The organism is Streptomyces sp. NPDC013157 (assembly GCF_042899865.1).
In the GTDB taxonomy this organism is placed as follows: Bacteria; Actinomycetota; Actinomycetes; order Streptomycetales; family Streptomycetaceae; genus Streptomyces.
On the sequence record NZ_JBIBAK010000010.1, the window covers coordinates 104,468 to 129,666 of the forward strand.

At 71.0% G+C, this 25,199-nt stretch carries 19 protein-coding genes, 1 tRNA gene and 3 pseudogenes; 17 read left to right on the top strand and 6 right to left on the bottom strand.

Annotated elements, in window-relative coordinates:
- Positions 1–235: 235 nt before the first annotated feature.
- Both ACFY6U_RS27960 and ACFY6U_RS27965 read left to right on the top strand, forming a co-directional pair.
- A complete protein-coding gene (locus ACFY6U_RS27960) occupies positions 236–1,639 on the top strand; it encodes an NAD-dependent malic enzyme (RefSeq protein WP_390042568.1) in 1,404 nt (467 codons plus the stop codon).
- A gap of 329 nt (positions 1,640–1,968) precedes the next feature.
- A complete protein-coding gene (locus ACFY6U_RS27965) occupies positions 1,969–2,250 on the top strand; it encodes an HU family DNA-binding protein (RefSeq protein WP_089106629.1) in 282 nt (93 codons plus the stop codon).
- Positions 2,251–2,572: 322 nt separating this feature from the next.
- Here the strand turns inward: ACFY6U_RS27965 and murA are convergent, their stop codons facing one another.
- Complete coding sequence (gene murA, locus ACFY6U_RS27970; RefSeq protein WP_351486827.1) at positions 2,573–3,913, bottom strand: UDP-N-acetylglucosamine 1-carboxyvinyltransferase; 1,341 nt, start codon at positions 3,911–3,913, stop codon at positions 2,573–2,575.
- A 382-nt stretch (positions 3,914–4,295) separates the two neighbouring features.
- Here murA and ACFY6U_RS27975 point away from each other — a divergent pair, with 382 nt between their 5' ends.
- The 11 genes from ACFY6U_RS27975 to ACFY6U_RS28025 all read left to right on the top strand — a co-directional run bounded on the left by ACFY6U_RS27975 (position 4,296) and on the right by ACFY6U_RS28025 (position 17,245).
- The gene (locus tag ACFY6U_RS27975) at positions 4,296–4,868 is read left to right on the top strand and encodes a YqgE/AlgH family protein (RefSeq protein WP_217545775.1); all 573 of its coding nucleotides are present in this window, start codon (positions 4,296–4,298) and stop codon (positions 4,866–4,868) included.
- 52 nt (positions 4,869–4,920) lie between these two features.
- Positions 4,921–5,196 (top strand): DUF3039 domain-containing protein, encoded by a 276-nt coding sequence (locus ACFY6U_RS27980; RefSeq protein WP_390042570.1) that lies wholly within the window; start codon positions 4,921–4,923, stop codon positions 5,194–5,196.
- A gap of 235 nt (positions 5,197–5,431) precedes the next feature.
- Positions 5,432–6,724, top strand: a complete 1,293-nt coding sequence (locus ACFY6U_RS27985; protein ID WP_390042572.1) for an extracellular solute-binding protein — start codon at positions 5,432–5,434, stop codon at positions 6,722–6,724.
- Positions 6,721–7,680 (top strand): carbohydrate ABC transporter permease, encoded by a 960-nt coding sequence (locus ACFY6U_RS27990; protein WP_390042574.1) that lies wholly within the window; start codon positions 6,721–6,723, stop codon positions 7,678–7,680. Before ACFY6U_RS27985 ends, ACFY6U_RS27990 begins: the two co-directional genes overlap by 4 nt.
- A gap of 5 nt (positions 7,681–7,685) precedes the next feature.
- On the top strand, positions 7,686–8,531 hold the full coding sequence (locus ACFY6U_RS27995; protein ID WP_390042576.1) for a carbohydrate ABC transporter permease: 846 nt from the start codon (positions 7,686–7,688) through the stop codon (positions 8,529–8,531).
- A gap of 13 nt (positions 8,532–8,544) precedes the next feature.
- Complete coding sequence (locus ACFY6U_RS28000) at positions 8,545–10,167, top strand: beta-N-acetylhexosaminidase (RefSeq protein WP_390042578.1); 1,623 nt, start codon at positions 8,545–8,547, stop codon at positions 10,165–10,167.
- A gap of 300 nt (positions 10,168–10,467) precedes the next feature.
- Complete coding sequence (locus tag ACFY6U_RS28005; RefSeq protein WP_351486843.1) at positions 10,468–11,361, top strand: FAD binding domain-containing protein; 894 nt, start codon at positions 10,468–10,470, stop codon at positions 11,359–11,361.
- Positions 11,358–13,064, top strand: coding sequence for a 2Fe-2S iron-sulfur cluster-binding protein (locus tag ACFY6U_RS28010; RefSeq protein WP_390042580.1), 1,707 nt, complete (start codon positions 11,358–11,360; stop codon positions 13,062–13,064). Before ACFY6U_RS28005 ends, ACFY6U_RS28010 begins: the two co-directional genes overlap by 4 nt.
- The gene (locus ACFY6U_RS28015) at positions 13,061–15,373 is read left to right on the top strand and encodes a xanthine dehydrogenase family protein molybdopterin-binding subunit (protein WP_390042582.1); all 2,313 of its coding nucleotides are present in this window, start codon (positions 13,061–13,063) and stop codon (positions 15,371–15,373) included. The genes ACFY6U_RS28010 and ACFY6U_RS28015 overlap by 4 nt, the downstream gene beginning before the upstream one ends.
- Positions 15,374–15,375: 2 nt before the next feature.
- On the top strand, positions 15,376–15,906 hold the full coding sequence (locus ACFY6U_RS28020) for an AAA family ATPase (protein ID WP_390042963.1): 531 nt from the start codon (positions 15,376–15,378) through the stop codon (positions 15,904–15,906).
- A gap of 169 nt (positions 15,907–16,075) precedes the next feature.
- A complete protein-coding gene (locus tag ACFY6U_RS28025) occupies positions 16,076–17,245 on the top strand; it encodes an SUKH-4 family immunity protein (protein WP_390042583.1) in 1,170 nt (389 codons plus the stop codon).
- A gap of 43 nt (positions 17,246–17,288) precedes the next feature.
- Here ACFY6U_RS28025 and ACFY6U_RS28030 read toward each other — a convergent pair.
- The 3 pseudogenes from ACFY6U_RS28030 to ACFY6U_RS28040 all read right to left on the bottom strand — a co-directional run.
- Positions 17,289–17,748 (bottom strand): annotated as a pseudogene (locus ACFY6U_RS28030) (LuxR C-terminal-related transcriptional regulator); the annotation flags it as partial.
- Positions 17,749–17,792: 44 nt separating this feature from the next.
- A pseudogene (locus ACFY6U_RS28035) lies at positions 17,793–18,281 on the bottom strand (transposase); the annotation flags it as partial.
- Positions 18,282–18,407: 126 nt separating this feature from the next.
- Positions 18,408–18,602, bottom strand: a pseudogene (locus ACFY6U_RS28040) (CPBP family intramembrane glutamate endopeptidase); the annotation flags it as partial.
- Between the two features lie 364 nt (positions 18,603–18,966).
- Between ACFY6U_RS28040 and ACFY6U_RS28045 the strand changes: the two are divergent.
- On the top strand, positions 18,967–19,533 hold the full coding sequence (locus ACFY6U_RS28045; RefSeq protein ID WP_390042585.1) for a DUF3566 domain-containing protein: 567 nt from the start codon (positions 18,967–18,969) through the stop codon (positions 19,531–19,533).
- 206 nt (positions 19,534–19,739) lie between these two features.
- Here ACFY6U_RS28045 and ACFY6U_RS28050 read toward each other — a convergent pair whose 3' ends face one another.
- Positions 19,740–20,594, bottom strand: coding sequence for an alpha/beta hydrolase (locus tag ACFY6U_RS28050; protein ID WP_390042586.1), 855 nt, complete (start codon positions 20,592–20,594; stop codon positions 19,740–19,742).
- 282 nt (positions 20,595–20,876) lie between these two features.
- Here ACFY6U_RS28050 and ACFY6U_RS28055 point away from each other — a divergent pair, with 282 nt between their 5' ends.
- Positions 20,877–21,125 (top strand): CAP domain-containing protein, encoded by a 249-nt coding sequence (locus ACFY6U_RS28055; RefSeq protein ID WP_390042588.1) that lies wholly within the window; start codon positions 20,877–20,879, stop codon positions 21,123–21,125.
- Positions 21,126–21,372: 247 nt separating this feature from the next.
- Here ACFY6U_RS28055 and ACFY6U_RS28060 read toward each other — a convergent pair.
- Positions 21,373–21,444 (bottom strand) — tRNA-Cys (locus tag ACFY6U_RS28060).
- Between the two features lie 197 nt (positions 21,445–21,641).
- Between ACFY6U_RS28060 and ACFY6U_RS28065 the strand changes: the two genes are divergently transcribed.
- Positions 21,642–23,075, top strand: coding sequence for an MFS transporter (locus tag ACFY6U_RS28065; RefSeq protein ID WP_390042590.1), 1,434 nt, complete (start codon positions 21,642–21,644; stop codon positions 23,073–23,075).
- A 133-nt stretch (positions 23,076–23,208) separates the two neighbouring features.
- Entirely contained in the window at positions 23,209–25,011 is a 1,803-nt protein-coding gene (locus ACFY6U_RS28070) for a DEAD/DEAH box helicase (RefSeq protein WP_390042592.1), read from the top strand.
- The last annotated feature ends 188 nt before the right edge of the window (positions 25,012–25,199 follow it).

Here is a 25,199-nt window from a genome sequence, read left to right on the forward strand (position 1 = left end):
CGATCCAAGCCCCCGGGCCCAACCTTCGTCGCTACGAGCGACCACTTGCCGCGAGGCGAGCATGGCGGGTCGGTGTCATGAACGTAGGAAGAGGCCCACGTCGCTTGTGACGTGGGCCTCTTTTTTGTGCGAACAATACGTACGTAATCAGGCCCGGCTAACGCCTACCCGGCGGTAGGTGCGACGATCGGACGGCAAAACCAGCGACACGGTGAAACAACGAAGGAAGTCGGCCATGGCAACGGCGCCCAGCGTCTCCTACTCGATGACCATCCGGCTGGAGGTGCCCGCGAGCGGAACCGCCGTCTCGCAGCTCACCACCGCCGTGGAGTCCTCCGGAGGCTCGGTGACCGGCCTCGACGTCACCGCGTCCGGCCACGAGAAGCTCCGTATCGACGTCACCATCGCGGCCACCTCGACCGCGCACGCCGACCAGATCGTCGAGCAGCTCCGCCACATCGAGGGCGTCACCCTCGGCAAGGTCTCCGACCGTACGTTCCTGATGCACCTCGGCGGCAAGATCGAGATGCAGTCCAAGCACCCCATCCGCAACCGTGACGACCTCTCCATGATCTACACCCCGGGCGTGGCCCGCGTGTGCATGGCGATCGCGGAGAACCCCGAGGACGCGCGCCGCCTCACCATCAAGCGCAACTCCGTTGCGGTCGTGACGGACGGCTCCGCGGTCCTGGGCCTCGGCAACATCGGCCCGAAGGCCGCCCTCCCGGTCATGGAGGGCAAGGCGGCCCTCTTCAAGCGGTTCGCCGGCATCGACGCCTGGCCGCTGTGCCTCGACACCCAGGACACCGACGCGATCGTCGAGATCGTCAAGGCGATCGCCCCCGGGTTCGCCGGCATCAACCTGGAGGACATCTCCGCCCCCCGCTGCTTCGAGATCGAGGCGCGGCTGCGCGAGGCCCTCGACATCCCCGTCTTCCACGACGACCAGCACGGCACCGCGATCGTCGTCCTCGCCGCCCTGACGAACGCACTTCGCTGCACCGGCAAGGCGATTGAGAACATCCGGGTCGTCATGTCCGGAGCGGGCGCGGCCGGTACGGCCATCCTCAAGCTGCTGCTCGCGGCCGGCGTGAAGAACGCCGTCGTCGCCGACATCCGCGGTGTCGTGCACTCCGCCCGCGAGGATCTGGTGGGCGCCCCCGCCGACTCGCCGCTGCGCTGGATCGCCGACAACACCAACCCCGAGGCGCTGACCGGCACCCTCAAGGAGGCCGTGCGCGGCGCCGACGTCTTCATCGGCGTCTCCGCCCCGAACGTCCTCGACGGCGACGACGTGGCCGCCATGGCCGAGGGCGCGATCGTGTTCGCACTCGCGAACCCGGACCCCGAGGTCGACCCGGCGATCGCCCGTCAGACGGCGGCCGTCGTGGCCACCGGCCGCTCCGACTTCCCGAACCAGATCAACAACGTGCTGGTCTTCCCGGGTGTCTTCCGCGGCCTCCTGGACGCCCAGTCCCGTACGGTGAACACCGACATGATGCTCGCGGCCGCGAAGGCCCTCGCGGACGTCGTGACCGAGGACGAGCTGAACCCGAACTACATCATCCCCAGCGTCTTCAACGAGAAGGTCGCGGGAGCGGTGGCGGGCGCGGTCAGGGAAGCGGCGAAGGGCGCGTAGCGCCCCGTAAGGGGCGCTGGGGGTACCCCCGGCCGAAGGCTGGGGGAGGAAGAACTGCGCGAGCAACCCCCACCGGCCGACAGCCGGAACACGACGCACGTGCATGATGCAGGGGTCTGGGGGCAGCCGCCCCCAGGCAAACGTTTGTGAAACTTGCCACGCCATCCGATCGGCGCGTCGTGAAACCCCCCCTTCGGCCCACCCGTAGGGTATTGGCGGCACCCGGATTGGCGTTCCCGCCGCAGGTGGGGGCAGGATGCGTCCCGGCCCAACATGCGGCTCCGCCGCGTGGCACGCCTCAATGGCAAGAAGAACACGGGAGTAACAACATGAACCGCAGTGAGCTGGTGGCCGCGCTGGCCGACCGTGCCGAGGTGACTCGCAAGGACGCCGACGCCGTGCTGGCCGCTTTCGCCGATGTCGTCGGCGACATCGTCTCCAAGGGCGACGAGAAGGTCACCATCCCCGGCTTCCTGACCTTCGAGCGCACCCACCGTGCCGCTCGCACCGCGCGCAACCCGCAGACCGGCGAGCCGATCAACATCCCCGCCGGCTACAGCGTGAAGGTCTCCGCGGGCTCGAAGCTGAAGGAATCCGCCAAGGGCAAGTGAGCCGAGGCGCTCCGTTTGAGCGCCGTGGGTGACTGCGGGCCCGTCGTGGCTGGTCGCGCAGTTCCTCCCCCAGCCTTCGGCCGGGGGTACCCCCAGCGCCCCCTACGGGGCGCGTCCGCTGACGCGGCTGGAAATGACGACGGGGCGGCCCCTCCACCAGGGGCCGCCCCATCGTCGTGTCTGCGGGGTTATCCGAGCGACTTGCCCGGCAGTTCCTTCGCGCCCAGTTCCACGAGCTTCTCCATGCTGTGTCTGCCCGGGGGATGACCCCCGGACCCCCAGCCGGAGGGAACTGCCCCGGGCCGGGGCCGGGAGGTTGCGGTTATCCGAGCGCCTTGCCCGGCAGTTCCACCTTCGCGCCCAGTTCCACGAGCTTCTCCATGAAGTTCTCGTAGCCGCGGTTGATGAGGTCGATGCCGTGGACCCGGGAGGTGCCCTGGGCGGCGAGCGCGGCGATCAGGTACGAGAAGCCGCCCCGGAGGTCGGGGATCACGAGATCGGCGCCCTGGAGCTTCGTGGGGCCCGAGACGACCGCGGAGTGCAGGAAGTTGCGCTGGCCGAAGCGGCAGGCCGAGCCGCCCAGGCACTCGCGGTAGAGCTGGATGTGAGCACCCATCTGGTTCAGCGCGGAGGTGAAGCCGAGACGGGACTCGTAGACCGTCTCGTGGACGATGGACAGGCCCGTCGCCTGGGTCAGCGCCACGACGAGCGGCTGCTGCCAGTCGGTCTGGAAGCCCGGGTGCACGTCCGTCTCCAGCGCGATGGACTTCAGCTGGCCGCCGGGGTGCCAGAAGCGGATGCCCTCGTCGTCGATCTCGAAGGCGCCGCCCACCTTCCGGTAGGTGTTCAGGAACGTCATCATCGAGCGCTGCTGGGCGCCCCGGACGTAGATGTCGCCCTCGGTCGCCAGCGCCGCCGACGCCCAGGACGCGGCCTCCAGACGGTCCGACAGGGCCCGGTGGGTGTAGCCGCCGAGCTTGTCCACACCGGTGATGCTGATCGTGCGGTCGGTGTCGATCGCGATGATCGCGCCCATCTTCTGCAGCACGCAGATGAGGTCCTCGATCTCCGGTTCGACCGCCGCGTTGGACAACTCCGTGACGCCCTCGGCGAGTACGGCCGTCAGCAGCACCTGCTCGGTCGCGCCCACGGACGGGTACGGCAGCCGGATCTTCGTGCCGCGCAGCCCCTTCGGCGCCTCCAGGTACTGGCCGTCCGCACGCTTCTCGATGGTCGCGCCGAACTGCCGCAGCACGTCGAAGTGGAAGTCGATCGGCCGGCCGCCGATGTCACAGCCGCCGAGACCCGGGATGAACGCGTGGCCGAGGCGGTGCAGCAGCGGGCCGCAGAAGAGGATCGGGATCCGGCTGGACCCCGCGTGGGCATCGATGTCAGCGACGTTCGCGCTCTCCACGTACGTCGGATCGAGCACCAGCTCACCGGGCTCCTCGCCCGGACGTACCGTCACCCCGTGCAGCTGCAGCAGGCCGCGTACGACACGCACGTCACGGATGTCCGGAACGTTGCGCAGCCGACTGGGTGCACTGCCCAGCAGGGCGGCGACCATGGCCTTCGGTACGAGGTTCTTCGCACCGCGGACACGGATCTCGCCCTCCAGCGGGGTGCCGCCGTGGACAAGCAGGACATCGTCGTTGACGGTCATGAATCTCGCGTTCCGATGAGTCGGGCAGGGGCCAGGAGGGAAAGGGTAATCGCCAAACACAGGATCGGCTAAGCTGCGTGGCGTGTGCTGCGAGAACCAAGCTCTGCACTTCTCTTGACGTTCATGTCAACCGGGCTGGTTCCAACCCGGCTGGCGCTGATCGCGTAGGACTCGGTCGTTCGCTGAGCGTCCGAGCGGCGTGAGCCAGGAATCCTTCTGCTTCGGCCGGAGGAGGGTTCAAAACACGAGCGGTTCCTGTCGGGGACGCTGAGTCACCGGTGTGAGTGTGCGCCGGTGACGCTTCCTTCCGCCCTTCGCTGCATTCACTCCCGGACCCGGATTGGCTCCCCACACGAGGGGAAGATGCGGGATCATGTCAGGCATGACCGAGGTGTCCTCGCTCACAGGGCGGCTGCTCGTGGCCACGCCCGCCCTGGCGGACCCGAACTTCGACCGTGCGGTGGTGCTCCTTCTCGACCACGACGAGGAGGGCTCCCTCGGTGTCGTCCTCAACCGCCCCACCCCGGTGGACGTCGGCGACATCCTGGAGGGCTGGGCCTCCCTCGCCGGCGAGCCGGGGGTCGTCTTCCAGGGCGGCCCGGTCTCCCTGGACTCCGCGCTCGGCGTCGCGGTCATCCCCGGCGGGGCCAACGGCGACCGCGCCCCGCTCGGCTGGCGCCGGGTGCACGGCGCGATCGGCCTGGTCGACCTGGAGGCCCCGCCGGAGCTGCTCGCCTCGGCCCTCGGCTCCCTGAGGATCTTCGCCGGTTACGCCGGCTGGGGCCCCGGCCAGCTGGAGGACGAACTGGTCGAGGGCGCCTGGTACGTCGTCGAGTCCGAACCCGGTGACGTCTCCTCCCCGTCCCCGGAGAGACTCTGGCGCGAGGTCCTGCGCCGCCAGCGCAACGAGCTCGCGATGGTGGCCACGTACCCGGACGATCCGTCCCTCAACTGACGGTGGGCCTTCTCTCAACCGTTGTCCGGGCGCTTCAGTACCCTTGGCACTTATGAGCACTCTTGAGCCCGAGCGCGGGACTGGTACGGGGACCCTCGTAGAGCCGACGCCGCAGGTGTCCCACGGTGACGGCGACCACGAGCGCTTCGCCCACTACGTCCAGAAGGACAAGATCATGGCGAGCGCCCTCGACGGCACCCCCGTCGTGGCGCTGTGCGGCAAGGTGTGGGTGCCCGGGCGCGACCCGAAGAAGTACCCCGTGTGCCCCATGTGCAAGGAGATCTACGAATCCATGGGCAGCGGCGGCGGCGAGGGCCAGGACAAGTAACCCGCTGGTCCGACAGCTCGGCTCTCCGAGGCCCCGGGCGCGCTTTGGCGTGCTCCGGGGCCTTTGTCGTACCCGTGCGTTGCACGGAGTGCGTCGTGCGGTCACAGAGTGGTTGAGACCTCTTGTCGGCATGTTCATGTAGTCCCTAGCCTCCGTGGTGTTGTGCAGAGCGAAATAGCCGTTGCATATCTTGCAACGCCCCCCATGCTTGAGCGCGCTCCCGGAGGGTCACTCCATGAAGCTCCCCGTCCCCGCACTCCTCGTCGGCGCCCTGTTCCTCGCCGCCGCGTGCGCCCCGCAGACCTCCTCCAACTCCGCCTCCGACAAGGACGACAAGAGCGGCACCCTGCGGGTGTGGCTCTTCCAGGAGGTCGGCAACGACCCGAAGCAGAAGGTCGTCGACTCGGTCGTCGCCGCCTTCGAGAAGGCACACACCGGCACCAAGGTCGACGTGGAGTACATCCCGGTCGACACACGCGCCCAGCGCGTCAAGGCCGCCTTCAACGACCCGGCCTCGGCCCCCGACGTCATGGAGTACGGCAACACCGACACCGCCGGTTACGTCCACGACGGCGGGCTCCTCGACGTCACGAAGGACTTCGGCGCCTGGAGCGAGGCGAAGGACACCGACCCGACGGCCCGGCGGTCGGTGACCGTCGGCGGCAAGGTCTACGGCGCCCCCTTCTACGTCGGCGTCCGCGCCCTCTACTACCGCACGGACGTCTTCAGGGAACTCGGCCTGAAACCGCCGGCCACCATGGCCGAGCTGGCCGCCACCGCTCGTGAGATCCGCGCCGCGAAGCCCGGCCTGTACGGCCTCGTCGTCGGCGGCGCCTACACCTACGGCGCGATGCCCTTCATCTGGGCCGAGGGCGGCGAGCTGGCCACGGACAAGGGAGGGGCGTACACCTCGGCGATCGACAGTGCGGCCGCGCAGAAGGGCATCAAGGAGTACGCGTCCCTCTTCGGCGACGACAACTGCCCGGCCGCCAAGTGCGCGGGCTTCGGCGGCAACGACACGGTCACCGCGTTCGCCGCGGGCAAGGCGGGCATGGCGATCGGGGGCGACTTCAGCCATGCGGCCGTGGAGGCGGGGAGCGTCAAGGGCAAGTACGCGGTGGTGCCGCTGCCAGGGGCCACGGCCGGCTCGATCGCGCCGGCCTTCGCGGGCGGCAACAACATCGGCGTGCTGAGGAGCACGACGCACCGGTCGCTGGCCGTCGCGCTGATGGAGGAGCTGACCTCCAAGGAGACGCAGGCGGCGATGTTCGACGCGATGGGTTTTCTGCCGACGTTCAAGGACGTCCGTGACCAGGCGGCCGCGAAGGAGCCGTTCGTGAAGCCGTTCGTGGCGACCCTGGCCGCCGGGACGAGGTTCGTGCCTGCCTCGGCGGGGTGGTCGCAGATCGACTCCTCGCTGGTGCTGCCGACGATGTTCCAGGAGGTCATCAGCGGCAGGAAGAGCGTGGGGGCTGCTTCGCAGGAGGCGGCGAAGAAGATGGACGCGGCGTTCGGCTCCGCCGGATGACGCCCAACGGGGTGGGGGTCGCGGTGCGTTCGCGGGTGCGGGTGCGTGGGGGACTGTCGCGCAGTTCCCCGCGCCCCTTGCGGGGCGCTGGATGGAGCCCTTGGCTGTATCTGGCCCCCGCTCTCGTGATCCTCGGGGCGCTGCTCGGCTACCCCATCTATCAGCTCGGGCTCATCTCCGTCTTCCGGTACACCCAGGCTCAGGTCAGTGGGGGTGAACCCACCGCCTTCGTCGGACTCGGCAACTACGCGGACGTCTTCTCCGACGACCGGTTCTGGTCGGTGCTGGTGGCGACCGTCGGGTTCGCCGCCGCCTGTGTCGTGTCGACGCTTGCCGTCGGGTGTGCGCTCGCCGTGCTGCTCACGCGGGTGCGGGCGGTGCCGCGGCTGGCGCTGATGCTGGCGGCGCTGGGGGCGTGGGCGACCCCGGCCGTCACCGGGTCCACGGTCTGGCTGTTCCTCTTCGACCCGGACTTCGGACCGGTCGACAGGGTGCTCGGGCTGGGCGACCACTCCTGGACGTACGGGCGCTACTCCGCCTTCTTCCTGGTCCTGCTCGAAGTGGTGTGGTGCTCCTTCCCGTTCGTCATGGTCACCGTGTACGCCGGGATCCGCGCCGTACCGTCCGAGGTGCTGGAGGCCGCCGCCCTGGACGGGGCCTCGCAGTGGCGGATCTGGCGGTCGGTGCTGGCGCCGATGCTCCGGCCGATCCTCATGGTGGTCACCATCCAGTCGGTGATCTGGGACTTCAAGATCTTCACGCAGATCTACGTGATGACCGGCGGGGGCGGCATCGCCGGGCAGAACCTGGTGCTCAACGTGTACGCCTACCAGCAGGCCTTCGCCTCCTCGCAGTACGGGCTGGGCGCGGCCATCGGTGTCGTCACGCTGCTGGTGCTGCTCGCCGTCACCCTGGTCTACCTGCGGCTGCTGCGCCGGCAGGGGGAGGAGCTGTGACCGTCGTGAATCTTGTGCGCGGGTTCGTCCGGCGGCCGGGGCGGCTGGCCGCCGAGGGAGCGGCGCTGGCGATCGCCGTACTCGTCGCCTTCCCGCTGTACTGGATGGTGCTGGGCGCCTTCAAACCGGCCGGTGAGATCGAGTCGGACCGGCCCCGGCCGTGGACCCTCTCGCCCTCTCTGGACTCCTTCCGGCGGGTCTTCGGGCAGCAGGAATTCGGCCGTTACTTCGTCAACAGTCTGGTCGTCGCGGGCAGTGTGGTCGTCGTCTCGGCGCTGATCGCCTTTCTCGCGGCGACCGCCGTGACCCGATTCCGGTTCCGCTTCCGGACCACCTTGCTGATCATGTTTCTGGTGGCCCAGATGGTGCCCGTGGAGGCCCTCACCATCCCCCTCTTCTTCCAGATGCGGGACTTCGGTCTGCTGAACACACTGGGCTCGCTGATCCTGCCCCACATCGCCTTCTCGCTGCCCTTCGCGATCTGGATGCTGCGGGGGTTCGTGAAAGGGGTGCCGGAGGCCCTGGAGGAGGCGGCGTACATCGACGGGGCGAGCCGGTCGCGCTTTCTCTGGCAGATCCTTTTCCCGCTCGTCCTGCCGGGCCTGGTGGCCACGAGCGTGTTTTCCTTCATCTCCGCCTGGAACGACTTCCTGTTCGCCAAGTCGTTCATCATCAGCGACACCTCGCAGTCGACGCTGCCGATGGCGCTCCTGGTGTTCTTCAAGCCGGACGACCCCGACTGGGGCGGGGTGATGGCGGCCTCCACGGTGATGACGATTCCGGTGCTGGTGTTCTTCGTACTCGTGCAGCGACGCCTGGTCTCGGGACTGGGCGGAGCGGTCAAGGACTGAGGTGATTTCGGTGATGGATCTGATTCCCGCGCCGCGCAGTGTCGTCGCCGGTTCCGGCGAGGTGCGGCTGACGGCGCACTCACAGCTCCATGCCGGTCCGGGGACGGAGGGCGTCGGCCGCTGGCTGCGCACCGCTCTGTGGGCGGCCACCGGTCTGCCGCTGCGCGAGGGGCGGGAGCTCGACGACACCGAGGGCGACGGCATCGGGCTGCTGCTCGACCCGCGCCTCGGCCCCGAGGAGTACCGCCTCGTCAGCGACCCGGGCGGCGTCCTCGTCGAGGGCGGCAGCGCGGCGGGTGTCTTCTGGGGTGTCCAGACGCTGCGTCAACTCCTGGGCCCCGCCGCGTACCGCAGGGCCGCCGTCGAACCCGACCGCATCCGGGCCGTGCCGTATCTCACGATCGAGGACGCCCCCCGATTCCCCTGGCGCGGCTTCATGCTCGACGTCGCCCGGCACTTCATGCCGAAGGAAGGCGTCCTGCGCCACCTCGATCTGATGGCGGCGCACAAACTCAACGTCTTCCACTTCCACCTGACGGACGACCAGGGCTGGCGCGTGCGGATCGAGCGCCACCCCCGGCTCACCGAGGTCGGCTCCTGGCGGGCCCGCACGAAATTCGGCCACCGGGCCTCACCGCGGTGGGAGGAGAAGCCGCACGGTGGCTTCTACACCCAGGACGACATCCGGGAGATCGTCGCGTACGCGGCCGAGCGGCATATCACGGTCGTCCCCGAAATCGACGTACCGGGCCACTCGCAGGCCGCCATCGCCGCGTATCCGGAACTCGGCAACACCGACGTCATCGACACCACCGCCCTCTCCGTCTGGGACTCCTGGGGGATCTCTCCGAACGTACTCGCCCCCACCGACAACACGCTGCGCTTCTACGAGGGGGTGTTCGAGGAAGTGCTGGAGCTGTTCCCCTCGGAGTTCATTCACGTCGGCGGCGACGAATGCCTGAAGGACCAGTGGCGGGCCTCGCCGGCCGCGCAGGCCCGCATGAAGGAACTCGGGCTCGCCGACGAGGACGCGTTGCAGTCGTGGTTCATCGGGCACTTCGCGAAGTGGCTTTCCGCGCGCGGGCGTCGGCTCATCGGATGGGACGAGATCCTGGAGGGCGGGATCGCCGAGGGCGCGGCCGTCTCGTCCTGGCGCGGCTACGGCGGCGGGATCGCGGCCGCGCGGGCCGGCCACGACGTCGTCATGTGCCCCGAGCAGTACGTGTACCTGGACCACCGCCAGGCCGACGGCGCCGACGAGCCGGTGCCGATCGGATACGTCCGCACCCTGGAGGACGTGTACCGGTTCGAGCCCGTTCCACCGGGGCTGGACGAATCCCAGGCGCGGCGGATCCTGGGCGCCCAGGCCAACGTCTGGACCGAGGTGATGGAGGACCACGCGCGCGTGGACTACCAGGCCTTCCCCCGGCTGGCCGCCTTCGCCGAGGTCGCCTGGAGCGCCCTCCCGGCGCCGGGGGAGCGGGACTTCGCCGATTTCGAGGGCCGTATGGCCGCGCACTACCGGCGGCTCGACGCCCTGGGGGTCGCCTACCGCCCGCCGGCCGGCCCCCTGCCCTGGCAGCAGCGTCCCGGCGTCCTCGGCCGCCCCCTCGACGGCCCGCCCCCGAACCGCTGACCACCCCGTCCCGCCCCCTCGCCGGTCCCGCCCCCCGCCCGCTTCCCGCCCGCTTCCCCCGCTCCGAACGCGTAATGGAAAAAGACCCCAAGGATCACCGAAGAGTGTCAATCGGTGCGCACCGGTGATGGTGGAAGAAAACGGATCAAGTCGCCGATGAGGTGGGCGAATGCCTCCTAGCGGACCCGTGCGTTCGAGGCTTGCGAAGATGTGCCAGAGTTGCCACGTCCGCCCTGTGAGCACGTACCGTACGGCCACACAGGTGGGACCAGGTGGGGCAGCGGGAAGGGGCAGCCGGTTTTGACCACGCACGCACCGCAGGCGGGGCAGTCCGTCACGCTGCCCACGACGCTGAACGAGGCCGTGGCGGCCCTCACCGACATGCCCGCCGCGGTTCCGGTGGCCGGCGGCACCGACCTGATGGCCGCCGTCAACTCCGGACAGCTCAGGCCCGCCGCCCTGGTCGGTCTCGGCCGGATCAGCGAGATCCGCGGCTGGCAGTACCAGGACGGCAACGCACTGCTCGGCGCCGGTCTCACGCACGCGCGCATGGGCCGCCCCGACTTCGCGGCCCTGATCCCGGCGCTCGCCGCCGCCGCGCGGGCCGCCGGTCCGCCGCACATCCGCAACGCCGGCACCCTGGGCGGCAACATCGCCACGGCCGCGCCCACCGGCGACGCGCTGCCGGTGCTGGCCGCCCTGGAGGCGACGCTGATCATCGCGGGGCCGGGCGGATCCCGCCGGGAGATCCCGGTGTCGCACCTGCTCGCCGGCGTGGAGATGCTCCGCGCGGGCGAGCTGATCGGCTTCGTGCGGGTACCGCTGCTGCACGCTCCGCAGGTCTTCCTGAAGGCGACCGGCCGCACCGGACCGGGCCGCTCGGTGGCCTCCGTGGCGCTCGTCCTCGACCCCGCGCGGCGCGGGGTCAGATGCGCCGTCGGCGCCATAGCGCCGATGCCGCTCAGGCCCCTGGACGCCGAACAGTGGGTGGCCCGGCTGATCGACTGGGACAACGACCGCGCGCTCGTCCCGGAGGCGCTGACCGCCTTCGGCGAGTACGTCGCGGCCGCCTGCATCCCGGACCCGGCCCCCGAGCCCGACGGCTCGGTGCCGGCGCTTCCGCCCGCCGTACTGCACCTGCGGCGCACCGTCGCCGCGCTGGCCCGACGAGCACTGGGGAGGGCGCTGTCATGACCGACGACCAGCACGGAGAGGGCGCGCCCGCGAGCGGAGGCGGCCGCTGGAACCCGCTGCCCCAGGGCGACTACGACGACGGTGCGACCGCGTTCGTGAAGCTCCCCGAGGGCGGCATCGAGGCCCTGCTGTCCGCCGACAGCCCCCTGGCCGCACCCGGGCACGGCTATGTGCCGCCGCAGATAGCGGCCGCCCCCGGCACCGACACCTGGGGCGCGCCGGCCGACGCCACCCGGTGGCCCGACCCGAACGCGGTCCCGCGGGAGCGGCCCGCCGACGACCGGTTCACGTACAACCCGGCCTCGACGCAGCAGTGGACGTACGAGGAGCCGCCGCCCGCGCCCGGCCACGATGTGACCGGGCAGTGGTCGATCCCGGTCGCGAGCGGTGACTCTCCGGACGAATCGGGCGAGTTCACCACATCCGCGCTCATGGAGCAGTGGGGCGGCACGCCGCCGGCGACCCTGCCCGGCGGGGCGGCCGCGCCATGGGCGACCGAGGCCCAGGCGTGGGAACGCCCCGCGGAGGCCCCTGGGGCGCCCGCTGAGCCCCCCGCGGGTCACGGCGACCCACGGGCCCCCGGACTCACCTCCCGGGCCGTCGGCGCGCCGCCTGCGGCCGACGCGCCGACGAGGGGCGAACGGGGCGAACGGGGCGAAGCGGCGGAGATCGGCGAACCGTACACGGTCGGCCGGCCGGCCGCGTTCGACGGTCCGGCCGACGCCGGCGAGGCCGACGCGCCCCACGACGCTCCCGGCTCGCACCCCGCCCACGACCCGCGGGCCGCCGACGACGGGTCCGCCCCGCAGGGGCCGCCCGCACCCGACGACGACAGCGCCACGGCTGGTGCGGGTGGGAACCAACACGCCGAAGACGAAGACGAGGCCGAGGCGGTCGACGACCACCCCCTCGCCTCCTACGTCCTGCGCGTCAACGGCGCCGACCGCCCCGTCACCGACGCCTGGATCGGCGAGTCCCTCCTGTACGTCCTCCGCGAACGCCTCGGCCTCGCCGGTGCCAAGGACGGCTGCTCGCAAGGCGAATGCGGTGCCTGCAACGTCCAGGTCGACGGCCGCCTGGTCGCCTCCTGCCTGGTCCCCGCCGTGACCGCGGCCGGCAGCGAGGTCCGCACGGTCGAGGGCCTGGCCCAGGACGGCCGCCCCTCGGACGTGCAGCGCGCCCTGGCCCGCTGCGGAGCCGTCCAGTGCGGCTTCTGCGTCCCCGGCATGGCGATGACCGTCCATGACCTGCTGGAAGGCAACCCGGCCCCCACCGAACTGGAGACCCGCCAGGCCCTGTGCGGCAACCTCTGCCGCTGCTCCGGCTACCGGGGCGTCCTGGACGCCGTCGGCGAGGTCGTCGCCGAACGCGAGGCACACGCCGCGGCCGACGCTGAGACGGACGGCGACGAGGCCCGTATTCCGCATCAGGCGGGACCGGGCGCCGGCGGCGTCAACGCGTCGGCGTTCGAGTCCCCACGCACCTTCGGGGCCGGAATCCAGATCCCGCACGAGCAGGCGTACGACCAGTCGTACGGTGGCAACCAGTCGTTCGGCGGCGACCAGTCGTACGGCGGGAACCAGACCTTCGGCGGCGACCAGTCGTACGGCGGGAACCAGACCTTCGGCGGCGACCAGTCGTTCGACGACCAGGGCCAGAGCTACGACGAGCAGCCCTACGGCCCGGACGGAGGCCAGGCGTGACCAACGAGACCGTCACCACGACCACCGCCGCGGAGACCCCCGTCCCCGCCGCCGAACCGCTGCCGCACGGCCTCGGCGTGTCGCTGCCGGCCGCCGACGCGGGCGCGAAGACCGAGGGGACCTTCCCCTACGCGGCCGACCTGTGGGCCGAGGGCCTGCTGTGGGCGGCCGTCCTGCGCTCCCCGCACCCGCACGCGCGCATCGTGTCGATCGACACCAGCCACGCGCGCGAGATGCCCGGCGTACGGGCCGTCGTCACCCACGAGGACGTCCCCGGCACCCCGCGCCACGGCCGGGGCACCCCGGACCGCCCGGTCTTCGCCTCCGAGGTCGTACGGCACCACGGCGAGCCCATCGCGGCCGTCGCCGCCGACCACCCGGACACCGCCCGCATGGCCGCCGCCGCCGTCATCGTCGAGTACGAGGTGCTCGACCCGGTCATCGACCCCGAGCAGTCCTTCGAGGCCGGGCCGCTGCACCCCGACGGCAACCTGATCCGGCACATCCCGCTCCAGCACGGCGACCCCGACGCGACCGGCGAGATCGTGGTCGAGGGCCAGTACCGCATCGGCCGCGCCGACCCCGCCCCCATCGGCGCCGAGGCCGGACTCGCCGTGCCCCGCCCGGACGGCGGCGTCGAGCTCTACCTGGCCTCCACCGACCCGCACACCGACCGCAACACGGCCGCCGCCTGCTACGGCCTGTCCCTCGAACAGGTGAAGATCGTCGTCACCGGCGTGCCGGGCGCGACCGCCGACCGAGAGGACCAGGGCTTCCAGCTCCCGCTAGGCCTGCTCGCCCTGAAGACCGGCTGCCCGGTCAAGCTCACGGCGACCCGCGAGGAGTCCTTCCTCGGCCACGCGCACCGCCACCCCACCCTCCTGCGCTACCGGCACCACGCCGACGCCGAGGGCAAGCTGGTCAAGGTCGAGGCACAGATCCTGCTCGACGCCGGCGCCTACGCCGACACCTCCGCCGAGTCCCTCGCCGCCGCCGTCTCCTTCGCCTGCGGCCCCTACGTCGTCCCGAACGCCTTCATCGAGGGCTGGGCCGTCCGCACCAACAACCCGCCCTCCGGCCACGTCCGCGGCGAGGGCGCCATGCAGGTGTGCGCCGCCTACGAGGCGCAGATGGACAAGCTGGCGAAGAAGCTCGGCCTCGACCCGGCCGAGATCCGGCTGCGCAACGCGCTGGCCACCGGCGACCTCCTGCCCATCGGTCAGACGGTGACCTGCCCGGCCCCGGTGGCCGAACTCCTCCAGGCGGTACGGGACTTCCCGCTCCCGCAGCTCCCCAAGGACACGCCCGAGGAGGAGTGGCTGCTGCCCGGCGGCCCCGAGGGCGCGGGCGAACCGGGCGCGGTGCGCCGGGGCGTCGGCTACGGCCTCGGCATGGTGCACATGCTCGGCGCGGAGGGCGCCGACGAGGTCTCGACGGCCACGGTCAAGGTCCACGACGGCGTCGCGACCGTGCTCTGCGCGGCCGTGGAGACCGGCCAGGGCTTCACCACGCTGGCCCGCCAGATCGTCCAGGAGACACTCGGTGTCGACGAGGTCCACGTGGCCCCCGTCGACACCGACCAGCCCCCGGCCGGCCCCGGCTGCCGCGGCCGCCACACCTGGGTCTCCGGCGGCGCCGTGGAACGCGCGGCCAAGATGGTCCGCACCCAGCTCCTGCAGCCCCTCGCCCACAAGTTCGGCATGTCCACCGAGCTGCTCCAGATCACCGACGGCAAGATCACGTCGTACGACGGCGTCCTGTCGACCACCGTCACCGAGGCACTGGACGGCAAGGAGCTGTGGGCCACCGCGCAGTGCCGCCCGCACCCGACCGAGCCGCTGAACGGCGACGGCCAGGGCGACGCCTTCGTCGGCCTCGCCTTCTGCGCGATCCGCGCGGTCGTCGACGTCGACATCGAGCTGGGCTCGGTACGGGTGGTGGAGCTGGCCGTCGCCCAGGACGTCGGCCGGATCCTCAACCCGGCGCAGCTCAACGCCCGCATCGAGGCCGGTGTCACGCAGGGCGTCGGCATCGCCCTGACGGAGAACCTGCGCACCCCCCGCGGCCTGATCCGCCACCCCGACCTCACCGGCTACGCCCTGCCGACCGCCCTCGACGCACCCGACATCCGGATCGTCAAGCTCGTCGAGGAACGCGACGTGGTCGCCCCCTTCGGCGCCAAGTCGGTCAGCGCGGTACCGGTGGTCACGTCCCCGGCCGCCATCGCCTCCGCCGTCCGCGCGGCCACCGGCCGCCCGGTCAACCGCCTCCCCATCCGCCCGCAGGCGGCGGTGGTCACGGGCCAGTGAGCCTGTCCGGGGTCGTGGTCGTCGCGGGGGTGATGGCCTCGGGCAAGTCGACCGTCGCCCAGGCGCTGGCCGAGCACCTGCCCCGGGCCGCGCACGTCCGTGGCGACGTGTTCCGCCGCATGATCGTGTCGGGGCGGGAGGAGTACACGCCCGGGGCCTCGCCGGAGGCGACCGCCCAACTCCACCTCCGCTACCGCCTGTCGGCCGCCACGGCGGACGCCTACGCCGGGGCCGGCTTCACGGCGATCGTCCAGGACGTGCTGCTGGGCCCGGAACTGACGTCGTACGTCGAGCGGATCCGCACCCGCCCCCTGCACGTCGTCGTCCTCGCCCCCAGCCCCGAGGCCGTGGCGGAGCGGGAGGCCGGGCGGTCGAAGAGCGGGTACGGACCCGCGTGGACGATCGCCGATCTGGACGCGGAACTCCGCCTGCACACCGAGCCGTTGGGACTGTGGCTGGACACGTCGGCGCTCACCGTGGAACAGACGGTGCAAGCGATTCTCGCCGGGACGGAACGGTCGAGGGTCGCCTGACGTCTCTTCTGCGGGGCGTTGTCAGTGCCGCGGCGTAGTGTTCTGCGTAGTGGGGACGGCCGTTTCCGAGGGGAAGCCCGGACGGGCCGCCATGCCCTGCTGACGACCTGTGCACGACGCACCACTCGAACCACTTGCACGTCTTGAACTCTTGATCGCGGGGGCAGCGATGAGCACGATCAGCACGACCGGCAGCGGTGCGACGGCGATCACGCTGACCGAGGCAGAACTGGACCGTTACATCACGCACGAACCCACCCGCAGCTGGCTCACCGGCCCCGGACTGCCCGACAGCGGCGGCCTGCTGACGTTCGAACCGCTGCGCACGGTCGGCCTGCGCACCCTGGCGGATGTCACGGACGGCCCGACCCGGCTCGCGGAGGAGCTCCGGGACCGCCTGGTGATCGGCGAGCTGCTGGCCCCGGCCGGCCTGGACACGGAGTCGATCCTCCTCGACGGCGGCACCGGCGAGATCAGCACGGCCTACCTGATCGACCCCACCGACCCGCGCCCGCTGGCGCCCTCGCTGGAGACCCTGCTGCGCTTCGCCGCGGTCACCGAGGAACTGACGGGCCTGCGCGGCCGTTTCGCCTCCCTCGCCGGGACGCACGGCACGAAGGCGGCGACCGAGGCCTCCCGCAGGCTCCTGGAGCTCTTCGAGGAGGGCACGGCCGGCCGCGTCCCGCCGTACTGGAAGGCGACGGCCCTGATCCGCCCCCTCAGCCTCATCGCGGGCCCCGGCACGGACTCCGGGCTGGCCGTCGACCTGCCGGCCCGGCTCCTGGACCAGGAGTTCGGGCAGGGCCGGGTGGCCCGCTTCGAGGAGGTCGACTTCCCGCCCACGCTCACCCACGAGCCGACCCGCCGCTTCCTGCGCGAGACCGGCCTCCCGGAGGACGCGGTCGTCTTCCACCTCGACCCGGACGCCCCGCTCCCCACCCTCTGGGAGTACTTCACCGACATCCACACCGGCGGCTTCCCCGTGGAGGACCTCCCGCCCCACGCCGACCGGCTGATACGCCTCGGCTACCTGGTCGAGGACAACAGCCTCGTCGTGGACGGCTCCACGGGCGCGATCCTCAACTTCTCCGAGCCCGAGGCGACCCTCTACCCCCTCAACACGGACATCTCCACGCTCGCCTACACCCTCTGGCTCCTGCACCACGAGCGCACCATCGACGAGCACCTGGGCCACGAACTCACCACCGAGGCCTACGACCAGCTCGCCGCGACCATGCTCCACACCCTCGCGACCATCGACCCCACCCCGGTCACGACCGACGCCGACTGGCACTACTGGACGGAGCTGTTCCAGGACGAGGCGGGCGGGGTGCTGTAAGGGGGCAGGGGGAGGAGGGGGGCTTGGGGCTGGGGCGGGCCGGTCAGGTCACCAGGCCCTGACGGTAGGCGTAGACGACGGCCTGGACACGGTCGCGCAGGCCCAGTTTGGTGAGGATGCGGGAGACGAAGGTCTTGACGGTCTCCGGGCTGAGCACGAGGGCCGCGGCGATCTCGCTGTTGGAGAGGCCGTCCGCGATCAGGCGCAGCACCTCCAGCTCGCGCGGGGTCAGCGGAACACCGTGCGGGGTGGCGCCGTCGGTGGGCCGGATCCGGGCGGCGCAGCGGCCCACGAGCTGCCGGGTCACCTCCGGGTCCAGCAGGGCCGCGCCCGTGGCCACGGTCCGGATGCCGTGCAGCAGCCGGTCCGGCGGCGCGTCCTTGAGCAGGAAGCCGCTGGCGCCGGCGCGCAGGGCCTCGTAGACGTACTGCCTCGTAGACGTACTCGTCCAGGTTGAACGTCGTCACCACGAGCACCTTCACCGGGTGCGGCACCTCGCCACCGCCACCGCCACCGCCACCGCCGGCGCCGGCGGCGGTCACGCCGGTCACGCCGGACTCCCCGCGGGTATCCGGGCCCGGACGACGAAACGGCCGTCCTCCGCGCGCCCGGCGCTGAACTCGCCGCCCAGCACGGCCACCCGTTCCCGGAGACCGGCCAGGCCCCGCCCGCTCCCGCCCGGGGACGCCGTGGCCGGGTGGGCGCGGGCGACCTTCAGGCGGGCCTTCTCACGGTTCTTGGATCCCTTCTGTTTGCGGGACAGCTCCCGCTGGGCCTTCTTCAGCTTCTTCTCCGCCCGACGCAGGAACCGCGGCGAGTCGATCTTCTCGCCGGTGGACAGGACCGCGAAGTGGGTGAGGCCAAGGTCGATGCCGATGCTCTGGTCGGTGGCGGGCAGCGTGCGGGACCACTTCACCTTCACCGCCCCGATCTTCGGCAGGTCCAGCCGGCCGCGGTCGGTGATCTTCCAGCGGGCGTTGGCGGTGAACCGGATCGACTGCCGGGCATCCTTGCGGGACTTGAACCGGGGTGCACCCGGTTTCGCGACACTCCGCACCGCAGGCGAAGAACTGCGGTGCCCGGCTCCGCCGGACCTGATTCCGCGACGCTTCGCGTCGGCCACCATCAGATTCGCTTCACCATCGGCCTAAAGGCCGATGCACTACGAATGAATTCCGGTAGCGACGGCACCGGCCGGGACGTCCCGGCGCCGACGCGGCATCAGATGCCCCCGCCGCTTGGCGAGCCAGAGGAACGCGGCCGTCACCAGCACCCCGAGCAGTACCGAGTACAGGCTCGCCTCCGGCCCGAACTGCCCGCCGGTGACGAGCTGCGACCCCGAGGTGGTGGCGTCCAGCGGTCGCCACGCCTATGAGCGCCCCGCGCCCGAACGCCGCCCGGGCCCCCTCCCGCCGCCGCGACGCCCTGCCCCCCCGACGAAGGCGACCGCCGCGACCGCCAGGAGCTGCCAGACCAGCCTCATGATGACTCCCTCACAGGATCCGCGGCCGAGCGCCGCGACTGGCCCGAACGCCACGGATCGGCCGCCCCGGAATCGTCACCGCTCAGTGGACACCTGCTGGTAGCTCGCACGGGGGACAACCCGAACGGCCGTCACCACTCAGGCCGGCACGCTCCCGCTCACTCACCGTCACCGCCGGGGATGCGGGGCCGCACACCTCCACCTAACGTCGCAGGTGAGGACCAGCCAGGGAGCGGACATGAGCCGAACCAAGCGCAGCAGCACCCGCAGCACGGCCCGCAAGCGGGCGCCCAGGATCTCGTCCCGCATGGTGACGTCACCGACGGCGCCCACTCCGACGGCACCCGAACGCGGGTCGCCGCAGCCGGCGCCACCCCGTGACCACGCCTTCCCGCACGGCCCACCGCGCCGCCCCACCCGCATACGCATATCCGGGACCAACCCGTGGTCGGTCACGGTGATGAGCTTCTTCTTCCTGACGGGCCTGGGCGTGTGCGTCCTCGGCGCCGCGCTCGCCACGTCGCTGCTGCTGGACATCGTGGCCCCCGGCGAGTGGCCGACCCCATGGGAGACGCTGGTCGTCGCCACCGGCGTCGTCACGCTGGAGATCCTCCTGGGCACCGTCCTGGCCTGCCTGTGCGGCTTCATGTACAACTACACCGCCCGTTTCAGCGGCGGCGTCGAAGTGGCCCTGACCGGCGACCTCACCGACCCGCCCCCGGCCGCCCAGGCCCTCCGGCTCCTGACCCGGCTCCACACACGCCTCCGCCGCCCCGAAGCCGACCCCCGCCCCCGGCAGCCGTAGCCATCCGGACAACCACAAGGGCGGCACCCCTTCCGAGGTGTCGCACTGCCGTCCTGCCCGGTCGGGCAATCGGGGGCCGTGGCGGGAATCGAACCCACGTCGTCGTCTGTGGCTTGGACCCTGCGGAGACGATTTGGCGGGAGCGGCGAAAGGCTGCTGTCTCGCCGCGTCGCCAACGACGAATCGGAACTCCTCCAGCCCACCGGTCAGTCCGGGTGATCGTCCGACCGCCACAGCCAGCGGAGGGCATCGGGAAGCAGGACACCGCCGTGGTTGGGGCTGTGGCCGCCATCGCCCAGGACGAGGCGGAAGTCGTAGCCGGCTTCTGCGAGCGCGGCCGCGACGCGCAGGTTGTTGGCGAGCCAGTTTGCCTCGGGCTCGTTCCAGCGCAGGTCACGATGGCCCGCTTGCATGAAGATGCGCAGCGGCTTGCGAGGGACACGGGGGATGAGTTCGGGGTATGGGTTGCCGCCTGGCATCTGCGTGAAGCTGGACAAGTACCCGATAACCCGGCGGAATGTGTCCGGGCGCAGCCAGGCTGCGGTAAAGGCGCAGTTCCCGCCGCTACTGCCGCCACAGATGCCCCACCGCTCGGGGTCCTCGGCGATCGAGTAGCGCTTCGTGACCTCAGGAATGATCTCTGTCAGGAGAAAGCTGACGTACCGATCGTCGTAGGCGTCGTACTCGGTGTTGCGGTTCTTCGGGTCCTCAGCCTCTGGGAAGACACCCGGGTCGACGAACACGCCGATGGTGACCGGGATGTCACCGCGATGGACGAGATTGTCCAGAACGATCGCACCGCGGACCTCCCCTTCAGGGTCCAGGTACCACCATCCGTCCTGGAACACCATCAGCGACGCCGGCTCCGAGGGGTGGTACCGCGCGGGCACATGCACCCAGAACTTCCGTGACGTCCCCGGGTAGATCGCACTGTCGCTGCGGTCGAACCCGATCGTCTCGCCAGCCGGTACGCCTGGCTGCACGGCGGAGTCGGGGCCATGGGCATAGCGCACGTCTGACTGGTGAATCGGAAGCGGCTGGTAGGGCACCTCGATCGTCACGCGGGCCAACCTAGGAGAGATCACGAAGGTCCTCAACGGGGTTTACGACTGCCCCCACACGGCTCGACTTCTCCATTGGGAAGCCATCGAGTACGTCAGTCGGCCGTGCCTGCCGGGTCGTACGGCATGATGGCGGCCATGCGTGGAGGGGTGGGCGGGGGGGCTGCGCCGACTGTGGCCGTGGCGCGGACGTGATGAGTCGGCGCTCGAGGAGATCGAGGCGGCGATCACCGCTTTCGGTGAGGCCCTGGACGCCCCTTCGTTCCCACTCCTGCTGTTGCCATGGAGGCTCAGGAACTCCAAACGTTCGAGCTGGTAAATGCGGCACGGCAGCAGAACGGGAGCCCGCCGCTGCAGATTGAACGCTTGCTTGTCGACGCCGCTCGCTTTCACAGCCAGGGCTTGGCTGACCATCCTGGTCAGTGGGAAGTGAAGTGGAACGGCTGGCCCGGACATGTGGGTTCCGACGGCAGCACGCCTCCGGACCGGATCATCAAAGCCGTCGGCTCACCCGGATCCGAAAACGAATGACCAGGACCGCAAGGCGAACCTCCTCAATCCTGCGCACAAGACCAGCGGAATCCGCATCGCCTACGGCTCCGGAGAGACGCCTGACGGGCATCAAGGCACTTTCTTCTATTTCACACAGGACTTTCACGACCAGGCAGTCCACAGTGCTCTCAGGCGGTGCAACTGAGACGGAAAGTGAGACGGACAGGCGACAGGGCGGCACCCTTCGGAGGCGCCGCCCTGTCGTCCTGCCCGGTCGGGCGGTCAGAGGCCGTGGCGGGAATCGAACCCACGTAACTCGCTTTGCAGGCGAGTCCCTAAACCACTCGGGCACACGGCCGTGTGCGTGACTTGAAAGTACGGGGGTGCGGGGGAGGGACTCAAGGGGATCGGCGGGGCTGCAACGGGACTGCCATACGGCGTTCATGAACCGGGGGACCGGGGGACCGGGGGCCGGGGGGTGTACGACCAAGGTCGGAGGTGGGGTGGGGCTTACGACAGGGGTCAGAGTGGGGATTGGGCCTTACCGTGGTCGGCATGACCGCACTTGAGCCGAGCGACGCCGTTGTCGCGGACGAGACCTCCGACAGAGCCGACACGGGCGGGGTGCTCGGGCGGTCGTACCGGGCGTTGAGCGTCGGGATCGTGTCCGTCGTGCTGCTCATCGCCTTCGAGGCGACGGCCGTCGGGACGGCGATGCCCGTCGCGGCCCGGGAGCTGGACGGGGTGCCGCTGTACGCGTTCGCCTTCTCCGGATACTTCACGACCAGCCTGTTCGGGATGGTGCTGGCCGGGCAGTGGTCGGACCGGAAGGGGCCGCTCGGGGCGCTGACGACGGGGATCGGGGCCTTCGCCGCCGGGCTGGTGGTGGCCGGGACCGCGCAGGGCATGTGGGTGTTCATCGCCGGGCGGGCCGTGCAGGGGTTCGGCGGCGGGCTGGTCATCGTCGCGCTGTACGTCGTGGTGGGGCGGGCCTACCCGGAGCGGTTGCGGCCCGCGATCATGGCCGCCTTCGCCGCGGGCTGGGTGGTGCCGTCCATCGTCGGGCCGCTGGCCGCGGGCGCGGTGACCGAGCAGCTCGGGTGGCGGTGGGTGTTCCTCGGGATCCCGGTGCTCGTGGTCTTCCCGGTGGCGCTCGCGCTGCCGCAGATACGGCGCCGGGCCGGCGGGCCGGTGGCGAAAGAAGGGGGTCACGGGGCCTTCGACCGGCGGCGGATCCGGCTCGCCCTCGGTATCTCGCTCGGCGCGGGGCTGCTGCAGTACGCGGCCCAGGATCTGCGGTGGGTGTCGGTGATACCCGGACTGCTCGGTGGTGCGCTGCTGGTGCCCGCCGTGCTCGGGCTGCTGCCCCGCGGTACGTACCGGGCGGCCCGCGGTCTGCCCTCCGTCGTGCTGCTGCGTGGCGTCGCGGCCGGGGGCTTCATCTCCGCCGAGTCCTTCGTCCCGTTGATGCTGGTGACGCAACGGGGCCTGTCGCCCACCCTCGCCGGGTTCTCGCTGGCGGCGGGCGGCGTGACCTGGGCGGTGGGCTCGTGGGTGCAGGCGCGGCCGCGGATGGAGCCGTACCGCGAGCGGCTGATGACGCTCGGGATGGTGCTGGTGGCGGCGGCGGTCGCCACGGCGCCGACGGTGCTCGTGTCCGGCGTGCCGGTGTGGACCGTCGCGGTCGCCTGGGCCTTCGGCTGCTTCGGGATGGGCCTGGTGATCGCCTCGGCCAGCGTGCTGATGCTCCGGCTCTCCATCCCGGCCGAGGCCGGCGCCAACTCCGCCGCCCTGCAGATCTCCGACGCCCTCTCGAACGTCGTCCTGCTCGCCGTGGCCGGTGCGGCCTTCGCCTCCCTCGGTGGCGGCAGCATGACGGGGGCGGCCGGCTCCGGTTCCCATCCGGCCGCCTTCGCCGCGGTGTTCCTGCCGATGGCGGGGGTGGCCCTCGTCGGAGCCTGGGTGACCACCCGGCTCCGTGATCTGTGACGTGAGTCCCACCCGGGGGTGGCCCGGCCTTGTCCGCGCGTTGACAGTCACGGGGCGCCGGTAGGGTGGCCCGGTTGTCATACGTAGCCACCCGACCCTCGTACACCTCGCGACCCCCTTTACTACGGAGACCGTGACTACCACCGCCGCCTCTGCTTCCTCGTCCTCCCACCACCTTTCGCCGGCCTTCCCCGGCCGGGCGCCCTGGGGCACCGCCAGCAAGCTGCGTGCCTGGCAGCAGGGGGCCATGGAGAAGTACGTCCAGGAGCAGCCGCGCGACTTCCTGGCCGTGGCCACGCCCGGCGCCGGGAAGACGACGTTCGCGCTGACGCTCGCCTCCTGGCTGCTGCACCACCACGTCGTGCAGCAGGTCACCGTCGTCGCCCCCACCGAGCACCTGAAGAAGCAGTGGGCGGAGGCCGCGGCGAGGATAGGCATCAAGCTGGATCCCGAGTACAGCGCCGGACCGCTCAGCCGGGAGTACGACGGGGTCGCCGTGACGTACGCCGGTGTCGGCGTCCGGCCGATGCTGCACCGCAACCGGTCCGAGCAGCGGAAGACCCTCGTCATCCTCGACGAGATCCACCACGCCGGTGACTCCAAGTCCTGGGGCGAGGCCTGCCTGGAGGCGTTCGAGCCGGCCACCCGGCGGCTGGCCCTGACCGGCACCCCGTTCCGGTCGGACACCAACCCCATCCCCTTCGTGACGTACGAGGAGGGGCAGGACGGGATCCGGCGCTCCGCCGCCGACTACACCTACGGGTACGGCAACGCGCTCGCCGACCACGTCGTCCGCCCGGTCATCTTCCTCTCCTACAGCGGCAACATGCGCTGGCGCACCAAGGCCGGTGACGAGATCGCCGCCCGGCTCGGCGAGCCGATGACCAAGGACGCGGTCAGCCAGGCCTGGCGTACGGCGCTCGACCCGCGCGGCGAGTGGATGCCGGCCGTGCTGCGCGCCGCCGACCAGCGGCTGACGGAGGTTCGGAAGGGGATTCCGGACGCCGGGGCCCTCGTCATCGCCTCCGACCAGGACTCGGCCCGCGCCTACGCCAAGCTGATCCGCGAGATCACGGGGACGAAGGCGACCGTGGTCCTCTCCGACGACACCGGCGCGTCCAAGCGGATCGACGACTTCAGCGGCAGCGACGACCGGTGGATGGTCGCGGTGCGGATGGTGTCCGAGGGCGTCGACGTGCCCCGGCTGGCGGTCGGGGTCTACGCGACGACCATCTCCACTCCTCTCTTCTTCGCCCAGGCCGTCGGCCGGTTCGTGCGGTCCCGGCGGCGCGGCGAGACCGCGTCCGTGTTCCTGCCGACCGTCCCGGACCTGCTGACCTTCGCCAACGAGATGGAGGTCGAGCGCGACCACGCCCTCGACAAGCCGAAGAAGGACGGCGAGGAGGACCCGTACGCCGAGTCCGAGAAGGAGATGGAGGAGGCGAACAAGGAGCAGGACGAGGACACCGGCGAGCAGGAGCAGTTCGCCTTCGAGGCCCTGGAGTCCGAGGCCGTCTTCGACCGGGTGCTCTACGACGGCGCCGAGTTCGGCATGCAGGCCCACCCGGGGAGCGAGGAGGAGCAGGACTACCTCGGCATCCCGGGGCTCCTCGAACCCGACCAGGTGCAGCTGCTGTTGCAGAAGCGGCAGGCGAGGCAGATCGCGCACAGCCGGAAGAAGCCGGACGACGAGGCCGACCTGCTCGAACTGCCCGCGGAACGGCGGCCCGTCGTCTCCCACAAGGAGATGATGGAGCTGCGGAAGCAGCTGAACACGATGGTCAGCGCGTATGTCCACCAGAGCGGGAAGCCGCACGGGGTGATTCACACGGAGCTGCGGCGCGTCTGCGGGGGGCCGCCGAGTGCGGAGGCCACGGCGGGGCAGTTGCGGCAGCGTATCGCCAAGGTGCAGGAGTGGGCTACGCGGATGCGGTAGTCGGTCGGGTGCGGCTGGGTGGGGGCTGGTCGCGCAGCTCCTCCCCCAGCCTTCGGCCGGGGGTACCCCCAGCGCCCCTTTGGGGCGCCACAGGTGGACGCATACCGATACAAACCGAAGTAGTCCATACCGGTACGTGACCGGATTCTGGACGAAGGCTTCCGCTCAGCGAACCCGCACCGCTACTG

Bases quoted from the DNA above. Each gene is read 5' to 3' on its own strand.
- ACFY6U_RS27960 (WP_390042568.1), top strand. From the start codon at position 236: ATGGCAACGGCGCCCAGCGTCTCCTACTCGATGACCATCCGGCTGGAG.
- ACFY6U_RS27965 (WP_089106629.1), top strand. From the start codon at position 1,969: ATGAACCGCAGTGAGCTGGTGGCCGCGCTGGCCGACCGTGCCGAGGTG.
- murA (WP_351486827.1), bottom strand. From the start codon at position 3,913: ATGACCGTCAACGACGATGTCCTGCTTGTCCACGGCGGCACCCCGCTG.
- ACFY6U_RS27975 (WP_217545775.1), top strand. From the start codon at position 4,296: ATGACCGAGGTGTCCTCGCTCACAGGGCGGCTGCTCGTGGCCACGCCC.
- ACFY6U_RS27980 (WP_390042570.1), top strand. From the start codon at position 4,921: ATGAGCACTCTTGAGCCCGAGCGCGGGACTGGTACGGGGACCCTCGTA.
- ACFY6U_RS27985 (WP_390042572.1), top strand. From the start codon at position 5,432: ATGAAGCTCCCCGTCCCCGCACTCCTCGTCGGCGCCCTGTTCCTCGCC.
- ACFY6U_RS27990 (WP_390042574.1), top strand. From the start codon at position 6,721: ATGACGCCCAACGGGGTGGGGGTCGCGGTGCGTTCGCGGGTGCGGGTG.
- ACFY6U_RS28000 (WP_390042578.1), top strand. From the start codon at position 8,545: ATGGATCTGATTCCCGCGCCGCGCAGTGTCGTCGCCGGTTCCGGCGAG.
- ACFY6U_RS28010 (WP_390042580.1), top strand. From the start codon at position 11,358: ATGACCGACGACCAGCACGGAGAGGGCGCGCCCGCGAGCGGAGGCGGC.
- ACFY6U_RS28025 (WP_390042583.1), top strand. From the start codon at position 16,076: ATGAGCACGATCAGCACGACCGGCAGCGGTGCGACGGCGATCACGCTG.
- ACFY6U_RS28045 (WP_390042585.1), top strand. From the start codon at position 18,967: ATGAGCCGAACCAAGCGCAGCAGCACCCGCAGCACGGCCCGCAAGCGG.
- ACFY6U_RS28055 (WP_390042588.1), top strand. From the start codon at position 20,877: ATGGAGGCTCAGGAACTCCAAACGTTCGAGCTGGTAAATGCGGCACGG.
- ACFY6U_RS28065 (WP_390042590.1), top strand. From the start codon at position 21,642: ATGACCGCACTTGAGCCGAGCGACGCCGTTGTCGCGGACGAGACCTCC.